Annotated in this window: 11 protein-coding genes; 8 read left to right on the plus strand and 3 right to left on the minus strand. The window is 41.8% G+C overall.

Annotated elements, in window-relative coordinates; translation table 11 throughout:
* Positions 1-16 precede the first annotated feature (16 nt).
* Positions 17-730: a 16S rRNA (guanine(527)-N(7))-methyltransferase RsmG gene (gene rsmG, locus ACLNCV_RS07515; protein ID WP_424845050.1), complete on the minus strand. Its 714-nt coding sequence runs from the start codon at positions 728-730 to the stop codon at positions 17-19.
* A gap of 93 nt (positions 731-823) precedes the next feature.
* On the opposite strand from rsmG, the gene ACLNCV_RS07520 reads away from it, so the two are divergent.
* Entirely contained in the window at positions 824-1,384 is a 561-nt protein-coding gene (locus ACLNCV_RS07520; RefSeq protein WP_000219846.1) for a LemA family protein, read from the plus strand.
* A gap of 1 nt (position 1,385) precedes the next feature.
* Positions 1,386-2,285, plus strand: a complete 900-nt coding sequence (htpX, locus tag ACLNCV_RS07525; RefSeq protein WP_424845051.1) for a zinc metalloprotease HtpX — start codon at positions 1,386-1,388, stop codon at positions 2,283-2,285.
* Between the two features lie 150 nt (positions 2,286-2,435).
* On the opposite strand, the gene ACLNCV_RS07530 is transcribed toward htpX, so the two are convergent.
* Both ACLNCV_RS07530 and ACLNCV_RS07535 read right to left on the minus strand, forming a co-directional pair.
* On the minus strand, positions 2,436-3,995 hold the full coding sequence (locus ACLNCV_RS07530) for an ATP-binding cassette domain-containing protein (protein WP_261126690.1): 1,560 nt from the start codon (positions 3,993-3,995) through the stop codon (positions 2,436-2,438).
* 337 nt (positions 3,996-4,332) lie between these two features.
* Positions 4,333-4,662 carry a hypothetical protein gene (locus tag ACLNCV_RS07535; protein ID WP_000653208.1) on the minus strand — a complete coding sequence of 110 codons (330 nt, stop codon included), beginning with the start codon at positions 4,660-4,662 and terminating at the stop codon, positions 4,333-4,335.
* A gap of 162 nt (positions 4,663-4,824) precedes the next feature.
* On the opposite strand from ACLNCV_RS07535, the gene ACLNCV_RS07540 reads away from it, so the two are divergent.
* From ACLNCV_RS07540 to carB, 6 genes are all read left to right on the plus strand, one after another.
* Positions 4,825-5,367 carry a YceD family protein gene (locus ACLNCV_RS07540; RefSeq protein ID WP_000773212.1) on the plus strand — a complete coding sequence of 181 codons (543 nt, stop codon included), beginning with the start codon at positions 4,825-4,827 and terminating at the stop codon, positions 5,365-5,367.
* The gene (gene nth / locus ACLNCV_RS07545) at positions 5,367-5,996 is read left to right on the plus strand and encodes an endonuclease III (RefSeq protein ID WP_000244443.1); all 630 of its coding nucleotides are present in this window, start codon (positions 5,367-5,369) and stop codon (positions 5,994-5,996) included. The genes ACLNCV_RS07540 and nth overlap by 1 nt, the downstream gene beginning before the upstream one ends.
* Positions 5,997-6,206: 210 nt before the next feature.
* Entirely contained in the window at positions 6,207-6,728 is a 522-nt protein-coding gene (gene pyrR, locus ACLNCV_RS07550) for a bifunctional pyr operon transcriptional regulator/uracil phosphoribosyltransferase PyrR (protein WP_000850023.1), read from the plus strand.
* Between the two features lie 18 nt (positions 6,729-6,746).
* Positions 6,747-7,670, plus strand: coding sequence for an aspartate carbamoyltransferase catalytic subunit (locus ACLNCV_RS07555; protein WP_004260121.1), 924 nt, complete (start codon positions 6,747-6,749; stop codon positions 7,668-7,670).
* A 49-nt stretch (positions 7,671-7,719) separates the two neighbouring features.
* Positions 7,720-8,799, plus strand: coding sequence for a carbamoyl phosphate synthase small subunit (locus tag ACLNCV_RS07560; protein WP_000166853.1), 1,080 nt, complete (start codon positions 7,720-7,722; stop codon positions 8,797-8,799).
* A 337-nt stretch (positions 8,800-9,136) separates the two neighbouring features.
* The gene (carB, locus tag ACLNCV_RS07565; RefSeq protein WP_261126688.1) at positions 9,137-12,313 is read left to right on the plus strand and encodes a carbamoyl-phosphate synthase large subunit; all 3,177 of its coding nucleotides are present in this window, start codon (positions 9,137-9,139) and stop codon (positions 12,311-12,313) included.
* The last annotated feature ends 50 nt before the right edge of the window (positions 12,314-12,363 follow it).

The following is a 12,363-nucleotide window of genomic DNA, read 5'->3' on the forward strand; positions in this document are numbered from 1 at the left end:
TTTTTTACTAAAAAATTTAAAGCGGGCGTTTGTTGGGCATGCCAGCTTTACGTGGATACTTATTTGGTGTTTCTTTTTTCTTTTCTACCACTGTGATGTAGCGCGGATCTCCATTCGGTAGGGCGTATCTGAGATTGTCTTCTACTTTACTAAAAAGGAGGTTGAGGGCATTCTTAGCTTCTAATAATTCCTCAGGCGCATTGCTAGCCTTGAGTGCCAATAGTTTTCCGCCAACTTTAAGGTAGGGAATAGTCAATTCAGATAAAATCTGCATACGGGCAACCGCACGAGCTGTTACAAAATCATATTGAGCACGGAAGTTCTTGTCTTGTGCAAAATCTTCGGCACGTCCATGGTAGAAATGCACACCGTCCAAATCCAGTTCTTGAGCCAACAGTTGGAGAAAGTTGATGCGCTTGTTAAGTGAATCAATGATAGTTACATCTAACTGAGGATAGAGGATTTTCATTGGTAGACTAGGAAATCCCGCCCCAGCTCCAATATCAAGCAATTTGATAGTTTCATTGGGAATCAAGCCTTGCAGAATAGGTGCAATCGAATCGTAAAAATGTTTGAGATAAACTTCATCCTTGTCCGTAATGGCTGTTAAATTAATCTTTTCATTCCACTCGACTAAGAGCTCAAAATAACGTTCAAATTGTTTTTTTTGCTGGTCCGAAAGTGGAAGATTCTGCTCGGCAAGCAAGTTGTAAAATGTTTCTGGTTTCATAGTTATTTCCTTCTTTAGTATCATCTTATTTTACCACAATCATTAAAAATTTGATATACTGGTACTAATCTAAAAGTAGAAAGGACTTATATCATGACTTGGATTATTCTTGGAGTTTTGGCTCTTGTTGTTATTTTTGTGATTGTTAGCTATAACGGTTTGGTTAAAAATCGTATGCAAACCAAGGAGGCTTGGAGCCAGATTGATGTTCAGTTGAAACGTCGAAACGACCTCTTGCCAAACTTGATTGAGACTGTAAAAGGTTATGCCAAATATGAAGGTTCTACCCTTGAAAAGGTGGCAGAACTGCGTAACCAAGTGGCAGCAGCGACTTCACCAGCAGAAGCTATGAAAGCCAGTGATGCACTCACTCGTCAGGTTTCAGGTATCTTCGCAGTTGCAGAAAGCTATCCAGATTTGAAAGCTAGTGCCAACTTTGTTAAATTGCAAGAGGAGTTGACAAACACAGAAAATAAAATTTCTTACTCTCGTCAACTCTACAACAGTGTTGTCAGCAACTACAATGTAAAATTAGAAACTTTCCCAAGCAATATTATCGCTGGAATGTTTGGATTTAAAGCAGCAGATTTCCTTCAAACACCAGAAGAGGAAAAGGCAGTTCCTAAGGTTGATTTTAGCGGTTTAGGTGACTAAGATGTTGTTTGATCAAATTGCAAGCAATAAACGAAAAACCTGGATCTTGTTGCTGGTATTTTTCCTACTCTTAGCTCTTGTTGGCTATGCGGTTGGTTACCTCTTTATGCGGTCTGGGATTGGTGGTTTGGTTATCGCACTGATTATCGGCTTTATCTATGCCTTGTCCATGATTTTTCAATCGACAGAGATTGTCATGTCCATGAATGGAGCGCGTGAGGTGGATGAACAAACGGCACCAGACCTCTACCATGTAGTAGAAGATATGGCTATGGTCGCTCAGATTCCTATGCCCCGTGTTTTCATCATTGATGATCCAGCCTTAAATGCCTTTGCGACAGGTTCTAATCCTCAAAATGCTGCTGTTGCTGCGACTTCAGGTCTCCTAGCTATCATGAATCGTGAAGAACTAGAAGCTGTTATGGGACATGAAGTCAGTCATATCCGTAACTACGATATTCGTATTTCGACTATTGCTGTCGCCCTTGCTAGTGCTATCACCATGCTTTCTAGTATGGCAGGTCGTATGATGTGGTGGGGTGGCGCAGGTCGCAGACGAAGTGACGATGACCGAGAAGGAAATGGCTTAGAAATCATTATGCTAGTGGTTTCCCTACTAGCTATTGTGCTGGCACCTCTCGCTGCAACCTTGGTGCAACTAGCTATTTCTCGTCAGAGGGAATTTTTAGCTGATGCTTCCAGTGTCGAGTTGACCCGCAATCCTCAAGGGATGATTAATGCTCTAGGTAAGTTGGATAATAGTAAACCGATGAGTCGTCCTGTCGATGATGCCAGCAGTGCACTTTATATCAATGATCCCAAGAAAGGGGGAGGGTTCCAAAAACTCTTTTATACCCACCCACCTATCTCAGAACGGATTGAACGTTTAAAACATATGTAAAATGAATGCTGGAAAAAGTCTTTAAAATCTGAAAAACGCATAATATCAGGTGTGCAAAAAACTTGATATTATGCGTTTTATTATGGGAAGATTTACTTCCTTTTCTCCTAAAATTGTGTTTTTGCCCCACCTATCTGCTATGTTGCAAATTTATAAATTGTCTAAATTAACTACATCCAAACCGTGTTCTGTTAAGCGATAGATGATCGAGCAAACTTCTTTTAAGAAACGACGGTCATGCGAAACAGTGATGAGACCGCCTGGATAGGTGGCAAAGAGTTTTCTGATTTGGGGTTGAGAAGTGGGTGAAAAGTTTCGTGTGGGTTCATCCAGAAGGAGAAAGTTTGGTTTGCGCAAGACTAAATCCAAAAGCAGGAGTTTACCCTGTTGCCCGCCAGATAAGGAGCGAATTTGATGCTGCATTTCTGGATAACTGAAATTGAGACTAGCTAGATGAGATTGGATTTTCTGTAGTTCCTCTTTTTCCCCAGCTTTGCTGAGATAGGCTACTGGAGATAAATCTAATTGCAGTTTCTTATGGTAATCTTGTGGCATATAACCAAGCGAAATTTCTCTTTTATCATTAAGAAGTTGCTGTAACTTGGCTAACAGAGTTGATTTACCAACACCATTTTGGCCGATGATACCGATTTTTTCTTGGCCACGGACAGTTAGTTGTAGTTCTCGAGCCAAAACTCGGTCGTCAATGGATAAATTTTCTTTTTCCAGCTGGATTAAGACTTTAGAAGCAGGTAATGGCTGTATATCTGAGAAGAAAAGTTGAATGTGTTCTTCTTCAAGTGGTTTTTGGGTCATGGACTTAGCTGTCTTTTCAATGCGTTTTTCTTGAGAGAGAACATTTTTCATCTTTTTAGCTAATAGGCGCCCAGCAGTACTGTCTTTGGTAGCTCGAAGCGCAGTTTCTACATTTTGCTTGACTCGCCGATGTTTTTCCATGGTTTTATCGTAGGCTCGTTGGTCGTTAGCAGCTTGTTGGCTTTGTTTTATAAAATTAGCCTTTCTCTGGTCGCTATAGCTATCATAGTCTAAATGCTCTACTAGCGTTTCCGCTTCTTTACGGTGCTTGACCAGTCGCAAGTGGACAATAGTATCAGCCGTTTCAGAAAGAAAGTCTTCATCATGGGAAATGAAAATAACGGTTTGCCGAATCTTTCGAATCTGACTTTTTAGCCAATCAACCGTCTCAAGGTCTAGGTCATTTGAAGGTTCATCTAAAAATAGAATCTCAAAGGGTTTGGCTAACTCATGGATGAGCTGAATTTTCAAAGCTTCGCCCCCCGAAAGGCTTCCAATCTCTTGAACGCTAGCGAAACGGTTGCTATCAAAGTGTAACTCCTCAGCCAAACGATAGAGGATACTGTAGTCTAAATCAGCAAAATCCAAAAAGAAGTAGTCGTGTAGACTTTTCTTTTTCAGCTCTTCGGGGAGTTTTTGAGGAATGTAGGCTATTGATTGATAATCAGATTGAATGTCTCCCCTGATAGTGAAATCAGGTAAAGTTTCTCCCATTAAAGTTTTAATCAAGGTTGATTTGCCATTTCCTTCCTCTCCAATAATAGCTATCTTTTCCCCGTCTTGGATGGTCATGTTTAAGTCTGAGACAAGGTCTCGTAAATCTTTGTTTTGTGTGATGGTCAGGTGATTGATTTTTATCATATGATTGCCCTTTCTAGAATGTCGATAGTGCATAACAAAAAGCTCTACTTTATCTAGTAGAGCCCAAAGTCACTGTCAAAACTCTATTATCCTCGTTGAAAAGCTCGTCAAACTAGCTTAGGATTGCCTAATCCAACTCAAGAGGAGCAGATGGTTAGCCTTCTAGTTTTTTGATTTTCAATGAGGATAAGATACTAGAAAATCTAGTATGAAAAGAGCACACAAAAAGAGACAAAAACAAGATCTACTAAATAAAGTTTCTTTATTTGATAGACTTAGTTGTTCATGTCTCCCTTACCTCCGAGTATTAGTATCTTTATCCTATACCTTTAAGGAAATTTTGTCAACAGAAAACTGACAATTCTAATCTCTAAAATCCGAAAACAGGTCCATAGAGAGTCAGTACGTGTTTGATATGCTCGTAATGGAATTTATCATAGTTTCGCCAAGCAGTGCGTGCTTGATCATTCAGTTTTAGGCTACCAAGACCAATCAGAAGACTGGTACGTTGGTAAAATTTCTCAAGGTCGATTAAAATACTGTTGTCCAACTTTTCCGCTTTTTTGAGCTCTTGCAGAGTAGTGTTTAGCAGCTCTTGCAGTCGAATATCATCTGCCCTACCCTGTTTGCAGCTTTGGAAACTTTTATTTAACTCGGATAGGAGTTGGGTTGCATTAGTAATGAGTTCTTTGTCTTTCATGTGAGCATCCTCCTTGCTCTGATGTATTATTGCCTATAGTATGGCACTAAAAAATGTCATAGTAAACATGTTAAAAAATCGAATGTTAATTAAAAAGTTTGGTGGGCTGATTTGTAGGCTTTTCATGGTATAATCAAGAGAGTAAATCTTTATGGAGGAAGTATGAAATTAAATATTCAAGAAATTCGTAAGCAGTCTGAAGGCTTGCATTTTGAACAAACGTTAGACCTAGCTGCAGACCTGCGTGCACGCAATCAAGAAATTTTAGATGTAAAAGATATCCTTGCAGTTGGGAAAGTACAGTACGAAGACCGTATGTATTTCTTAGATTATCAACTATCTTATACCATTGTTCTTGCTTCAAGTCGCAGTATGGAACCAGTTGAGTTAGTTGAATCTTATCCAGTAACGGAAGTTTTCATGGAAGGTGCAACTAACCAACTAGATCAGGAAGTTTTAGACGATGATTTGGTCTTGCCTATCGAAAATGGAGAACTTGACCTTGCTGAGAGCGTATCAGACAATATCCTACTAAACATTCCTATCAAGGTTTTGACGGCTGAAGAAGAGGCTGGTCAAGGATTTGTTTCAGGAAATGACTGGCAAATCATGACAGAGGAAGAATACCAAGCTCAACAAGCAGTTAAGAAAGAAGAAAACAGTCCTTTTGCTGGCTTACAAGGACTATTTGACGGAGACGAATAATGGTCTTGTCAAAAAAACGCGCACGAAAGGTGCTAGAAGAAATCATTGCTCTTTTTCCAGATGCCAAGCCTAGTCTTGATTTCACCAATCATTTTGAACTCTTGGTTGCGGTCATGTTGTCAGCTCAGACAACGGATGCAGCGGTAAATAAGGCCACACCAGGTCTCTTTGCTGCCTTTCCAACGCCACAAGCAATGTCTGTAGCGACAGAGAGTGAGATTGCTTCACACATTTCTCGCCTGGGACTGTATCGGAATAAGGCTAAATTCCTTAAAAAATGTGCCCAACAGTTACTAGACGATTTTGATGGTCAAGTTCCTCAAACACGTGAGGAATTAGAGAGTTTAGCAGGTGTTGGTCGCAAAACAGCCAATGTTGTCATGAGTGTGGGCTTTGGAATTCCAGCCTTTGCAGTAGACACTCATGTGGAGCGTATTTGCAAACACCATGATATCGTCAAAAAATCAGCGACACCGCTTGAGGTGGAAAAACGGGTTATGGATATCTTGCCACCGGAGCAGTGGTTAGCTGCCCATCAGGCCATGATTTATTTTGGAAGAGCCATTTGCCATCCTAAAAATCCAGAGTGTGACCAGTACCCACAGTTATATGATTTTAGCAATTTATAAGATGGCTCATCAAAAGTTTTTGCTTGATTTTAAGCATGCTTTGTGCTATAGTAATTGATAACTAAATATTCCTTTAAACCTGTCCCGTGAGGCAGGCAAGGAGCGTGATAAAGTAGAAGGGTGAAGTCTATACTGTTTGCAGTAGGGCTTACTTAGCTATACATTTCAAGTCTCCTTGTTTAAGGAGACTTTTCTTTTTGGAGGTTTGTCATGAAGACAAAAGAAGTTGTAGACGAATTGACCGTCAAACGAGCGATTACGCGTATTACTTATGAGATTATCGAACGCAACAAAGATTTGAATAAAATCGTCTTGGCTGGTATTAAAACTCGCGGTGTCTTTATCGCCCACCGAATCCAAGAACGTTTGGAACAGCTAGAAAATCTTTCAGTTCCTGTTGTGGAATTGGATACGAAACCTTTCCGTGATGATGTTAAAAGTGGAGAAGATACTTCTTTGGTTTCTGTCGATGTGACAGACCGTGAAGTTATCTTGGTGGATGATGTGCTCTATACAGGTCGTACCATCCGTGCTGCTATTGATAATATTGTCGGTCATGGTCGTCCTGCGCGCGTGAGTTTAGCAGTTCTAGTCGATCGTGGACATAGAGAATTGCCAATCCGTCCAGATTACGTTGGAAAAAATATCCCAACTAGTCGTTCTGAAGAAATCATCGTAGAGATGGCAGAACTTGATGGCCAAGACAGAGTTCTGATTACTGAAGAAGCTTAGAAAGCTGAAGGAGTAGCCATGTCAGAAAATCAACAAGCATTGAACCATGTAGTGTCCATGGAAGACCTCACTGTCGATCAAGTCATGAAATTGATCAAGCGAGGAATTGAGTTTAAAAACGGAGCTCAGCTTCCCTACGAGGACCATCCGATTGTTTCCAATCTTTTCTTTGAGGATTCTACACGGACGCATAAGTCCTTTGAAGTGGCAGAGATTAAACTGGGATTGGAACGACTTGACTTTGATGTGAAAACTAGTTCGGTTAATAAGGGTGAGACACTTTATGATACCATCCTTACTCTGTCTGCTTTAGGAGTGGATGTCTGTGTGATTCGCCACCCTGAGGTTGACTACTACAGAGAGTTAATTGCAAGTCCAACGATTACGACTTCCATTATCAATGGTGGAGATGGTTCGGGACAACATCCTAGCCAGAGCTTGCTTGATTTGATGACTATTTATGAGGAATTTGGTCACTTTGAGGGTCTCAAGGTTGCGATTGCAGGTGACTTGGACCACTCACGCGTTGCCAAATCTAATATGCAGATTTTGAAACGCTTGGGAGCTGAACTTTACTTTGCTGGACCTGAGGAATGGAGAAGTCAAGAGTTTGCAGACTATGGACAGTTTGTAACTATTGATGAAATTATTGATCAGGTGGATGTCATGATGTTTCTCCGTGTGCAACATGAACGTCATGATAGTGGAGCTGTCTTTTCAAAAGAAGACTACCATGCCCAACATGGCTTGACTCAAGAACGTTACGATCGTTTGAAAGAAACAGCAATCCTTATGCACCCAGCTCCAGTCAATCGTGATGTAGAAATCGCAGACCACTTGGTTGAAGCACCAAAATCACGGATTGTCCAACAAATGACCAATGGTGTTTTTGTTCGAATGGCAATCTTAGAATCCGTACTGGCGAGTAGAAACGCCAACTAAAACACAAGACGTTAAAAGACGCCAGTGAGCGTCCACGAGAGGTGAAAATATGACAAAAAGACTTCTAGTATTAGAAGATGGCACAGTTTTTGAAGGCAAAGCCTTCGGAGCAGATATTGATGTTACAGGCGAAATCGTCTTTAATACAGGGATGACCGGCTACCAAGAATCCATTACAGACCAGTCTTATAATGGACAAATCTTGACCTTTACCTATCCTTTGGTGGGAAATTATGGAATTAACCGTGATGATTACGAATCCATTATTCCAACTTGTAAAGGAGTCGTTGTTTTTGAAGAAGCGCGTAGAGCAAGCAACTGGCGCAACCAAATGACCTTGGATGAATTTTTGAAAGCAAAGAAAATTCCTGGTATTTCAGGGATTGATACGCGTGCCCTTACCAAGATTATCCGTAAGCATGGTACCATGCGAGCAACCTTGACCCATGTTGGGGACAGCATGGACCATGTGACGGACCAGCTGCAAGCAACAGTCTTGCCGACAGACAATATCAAACAGGTTTCCACTAAAACTTCCTATCCAGCTCCAGGAGTTGGTTTGAGTGTGGTGCTAGTGGACTTTGGTCTTAAGCACTCAATCCTACGTGAACTTTCTAAGCGTAACTGTAACGTGACGGTTGTTCCGTATTCAACAACTGCGGAAGAAATTCTCCATCTCAATCCTGACGGAGTTATGTTGTCAAATGGTCCAGGTAACCCAGAAGATGTTCCACAGGCACTAGATATGATTCGTGGTGTGCAAGGAAAAATTCCAATCTTTGGTATTTGTATGGGGCATCAACTCTTTGCTATGGCAAACGGGGCTAAGACTTACAAGATGAAGTTTGGTCACCGTGGATTCAACCATGCGGTACGTGAAATTGCTACAGGACGTGTGGATTTTACAAGTCAAAACCATGGTTATGCAGTTAGCCGTGAGGATTTGCCAGAACACTTGATTATCACCCACGAAGAAATCAATGACAAGTCAGTTGAAGGTGTGCGTCACAGATACCAACCTGCTTTCTCTGTCCAATACCATCCAGATGCAGCTCCTGGTCCTCATGATGCAAGCTACCTATTTGACGAGTTTATCGAGATGATGGAAGCTTTTAAACAATCAAACTAAGAACGAGTAAAAGCTCGTCGGAGAATTTATTTAATGGCAACCTGAGAGTTGCCGAATAGAAAGACAGGTCGTTTCTTTTAGTCGCTATCAGGCGAACTAAAAACTCCCTGCACTAGATTTTTTATCGAAAAATATCGTTTCTCTAGAAAATCGTCGGAGAATTTATTTAATGTCGCTCTGTGAGGCGACGAATAGAAAGGAGAAGGGTGGTCCGTATTTGCTGAACTGAATACGGGCTACGGACGGTGCTAAAAAGATAGTTATTCCTAGAACTGATAGTTCTTCGTCATAACTCCTATTTTAGCTTTGTCCGCTTGACGCCCTTAATATCTTATAAATGCCTAAACGTACTGATATTCAAAAAATTATGGTGATTGGTTCTGGTCCGATTATTATTGGTCAGGCTGCTGAGTTTGACTACGCTGGGACCCAGGCTTGCTTGTCGTTGAAAGAGGAAGGTTATGAGGTTGTCTTGGTTAACTCAAATCCTGCAACTATCATGACGGACAAGGAAATTGCTGATAAGGTTTATATTGAACCAATTACACTTGAGTTTGTGACACGTATTCTTCGTAAGGAGCGTCCCGACGCCTTGCTACCAACACTCGGTGGTCAGACAGGTCTCAACATGGCTATGGAATTATCGAAAAATGGTATCCTTGATGAGCTTGGTGTTGAGCTTTTGGGTACTAAACTATCTGCCATCGACCAAGCGGAGGACCGTGACCTCTTTAAACAATTGATGGAAGAGCTCAACCAACCCATTCCAGAATCTGAAATTGTCAACACAGTCGAAGAAGCAGTTGCCTTTGCAGCAACAATTGGCTACCCAGTCATCGTTCGCCCAGCCTTTACACTTGGTGGTACTGGTGGTGGTATGTGTGCTAATGAGGAAGAATTGCGTGAAATCGCTGAAAATGGATTGAAATTATCACCTGTGACCCAATGTTTGATTGAGCGTTCAATCGCAGGTTTCAAGGAAATCGAATACGAAGTGATGCGTGACTCAGCTGATAATGCTTTGGTTGTTTGTAACATGGAAAACTTTGACCCAGTTGGGATTCACACAGGGGATTCCATTGTATTTGCTCCTGCGCAAACCATGTCAGACTATGAAAATCAAATGCTTCGTGACGCAAGCTTGAGCATCATTCGTGCCCTTAAGATTGAAGGGGGATGTAACGTTCAGCTAGCCCTTGATCCGCATAGCTTCAAATACTATGTCATCGAAGTAAACCCCCGTGTATCACGTTCTTCAGCCCTTGCCTCTAAAGCGACAGGTTATCCAATTGCCAAATTGGCTGCTAAGATTGCAGTAGGTTTGACCTTAGATGAGGTGATCAACCCAGTCACAGGTTCAACCTATGCCATGTTTGAGCCAGCCCTTGACTACGTTGTTGCCAAGATTCCACGTTTCCCATTTGACAAGTTTGAAAAGGGTGAGCGTCGTCTTGGTACTCAGATGAAGGCGACTGGGGAAGTCATGGCGATTGGTCGTAACATCGAGGAATCTCTCCTTAAAGCTTGTCGCTCCCTTGAAATTGGGGTGCACCACAATGAAATGCCTGAACTTGCAGAGGTTTCTGATGATTCCTTGATTGAAAAAGTAGTCAAAGCCCAGGATGACCGTCTCTTCTACGTATCAGAAGCAATTCGTCGTGGTTACACACCAGAAGAAATTGCTGAGCTTACAAAAATCGATATTTTTTATCTCGATAAACTCTTGCATATCTTTGAAATTGAGCAAGAATTGGGTGCCCATCCACAAGATCTAGAAGTCTTGAAAACAGCTAAACTTAATGGCTTCTCAGACCGTAAGATTGCTGAACTCTGGAATACTACAGCTGACCAAGTTCGCCAGCTTCGTTTGGAAAACAAGATTGTCCCAGTCTACAAGATGGTAGATACTTGTGCGGCAGAATTTGACTCTGAAACACCATATTTCTATTCAACCTATGGATGGGAAAATGAATCTATCAAGTCTGATAAGGAATCTGTACTAGTCCTAGGTTCTGGTCCAATCCGTATAGGTCAAGGTGTTGAGTTTGACTACGCAACTGTTCACTCGGTTAAGGCTATTCAAGCGGCTGGCTATGAAGCCATCATCATGAACTCAAACCCAGAGACCGTTTCAACAGACTTCTCTGTATCAGACAAGCTTTACTTTGAGCCATTGACATTCGAAGATGTTATGAATGTCATCGACTTGGAGCAACCAAAAGGGGTTATCGTTCAGTTTGGTGGTCAAACAGCTATCAACCTAGCTGAGCCATTGGCTAAAGCAGGTGTGACTATTCTTGGTACGCAAGTAGCTGACCTAGACCGTGCGGAAGACCGTGACCTCTTCGAGCAAGCTCTAAAAGATTTGGATATTCCACAGCCACCAGGACAAACGGCTACCAATGAAGAAGAAGCAGTTCTTGCAGCTCGCAAGATTGGCTTCCCAGTTCTTGTCCGCCCATCTTATGTACTTGGTGGACGTGCCATGGAAATCGTTGAAAACGAAGAAGACCTTCGCTCTTATATGCGTACTGCGGTTAAGGCAAGTCCAGACCACCCTGTTCTTGTTGACTCTTATATCGTCGGACAAGAGTGTGAAGTCGATGCCATTTCAGACGGACAAAATGTCCTCATCCCAGGTATCATGGAGCATATTGAACGTGCTGGTGTCCACTCAGGTGACTCAATGGCCGTTTACCCACCACAAACCTTGTCGCAAAAGGTGCAAGAAACAATCGCAGACTATACTAAACGCCTAGCAATCGGTCTTAACTGCCTTGGAATGATGAACATCCAGTTTGTCATCAAGGATGAAAAAGTCTATGTTATTGAGGTCAATCCACGTGCTAGCCGTACGGTGCCATTCCTTTCTAAGGTAACCAATATCCCTATGGCTCAAGTAGCAACCAAGCTCATTCTGGGGCAAAAACTTGAAGAACTTGGCTACCAAGATGGACTTTACCCTGAAAGTACCCGCGTTCATATCAAGGCACCTGTCTTCTCCTTTACGAAACTAGCTAAGGTAGACAGCTTACTTGGTCCTGAAATGAAGTCAACAGGGGAAGTTATGGGTTCTGATACGACTTTGGAAAAAGCTCTCTATAAGGCCTTTGAAGCTTCTTACTTACACTTGCCAACTTTTGGTAACGTTGTATTTACTATCGCTGATGATGCCAAAGAAGAAGCTTTGGACTTGGCTCATCGTTTCCAAAATATTGGCTATGGAATCCTCGCGACAGAAGGGACAGCAGCCTTCTTTGCCAGTCATGGATTACAAGCCCAACCTGTTGGTAAGATTGGTGATGACGATAAGGATATTCCAAGCTTTGTTCGTAAAGGAAGAATTCAAGCTATCATTAACACAGTAGGAACAAAACGAACTGCTGACGAAGATGGAGAGCAGATTCGCCGTTCAGCTATTGAACACGGAGTGCCCCTCTTCACAGCCCTAGATACAGCTAACGCCATGCTTAAAGTATTGGAAAGCCGTAGTTTTGTCACAGAAGCAATTTAAATAGAAAAAAGAGAAGGTGTAACAATCTTCTCTTTTTTGTTATATTTTTT

It is taken from the genome of Streptococcus sp. CL5.50 (genome assembly GCF_049738015.1).
Lineage (GTDB): Bacteria > Bacillota > Bacilli > Lactobacillales > Streptococcaceae > Streptococcus > Streptococcus mitis_CA.

Excerpts from the sequence above, each read along its gene's own strand:
- rsmG (WP_424845050.1), bottom strand. The coding sequence starts at position 730 with ATGAAACCAGAAACATTTTACAACTTGCTTGCCGAGCAGAATCTTCCA.
- ACLNCV_RS07520 (WP_000219846.1), top strand. The coding sequence starts at position 824 with ATGACTTGGATTATTCTTGGAGTTTTGGCTCTTGTTGTTATTTTTGTG.
- htpX (WP_424845051.1), top strand. The coding sequence starts at position 1,386 with ATGTTGTTTGATCAAATTGCAAGCAATAAACGAAAAACCTGGATCTTG.
- ACLNCV_RS07530 (WP_261126690.1), bottom strand. The coding sequence starts at position 3,995 with ATGCACTATCGACATTCTAGAAAGGGCAATCATATGATAAAAATCAAT.
- ACLNCV_RS07535 (WP_000653208.1), bottom strand. The coding sequence starts at position 4,662 with ATGAAAGACAAAGAACTCATTACTAATGCAACCCAACTCCTATCCGAG.
- ACLNCV_RS07540 (WP_000773212.1), top strand. The coding sequence starts at position 4,825 with ATGAAATTAAATATTCAAGAAATTCGTAAGCAGTCTGAAGGCTTGCAT.
- nth (WP_000244443.1), top strand. The coding sequence starts at position 5,367 with ATGGTCTTGTCAAAAAAACGCGCACGAAAGGTGCTAGAAGAAATCATT.
- pyrR (WP_000850023.1), top strand. The coding sequence starts at position 6,207 with ATGAAGACAAAAGAAGTTGTAGACGAATTGACCGTCAAACGAGCGATT.
- ACLNCV_RS07555 (WP_004260121.1), top strand. The coding sequence starts at position 6,747 with ATGTCAGAAAATCAACAAGCATTGAACCATGTAGTGTCCATGGAAGAC.
- ACLNCV_RS07560 (WP_000166853.1), top strand. The coding sequence starts at position 7,720 with ATGACAAAAAGACTTCTAGTATTAGAAGATGGCACAGTTTTTGAAGGC.
- carB (WP_261126688.1), top strand. The coding sequence starts at position 9,137 with ATGCCTAAACGTACTGATATTCAAAAAATTATGGTGATTGGTTCTGGT.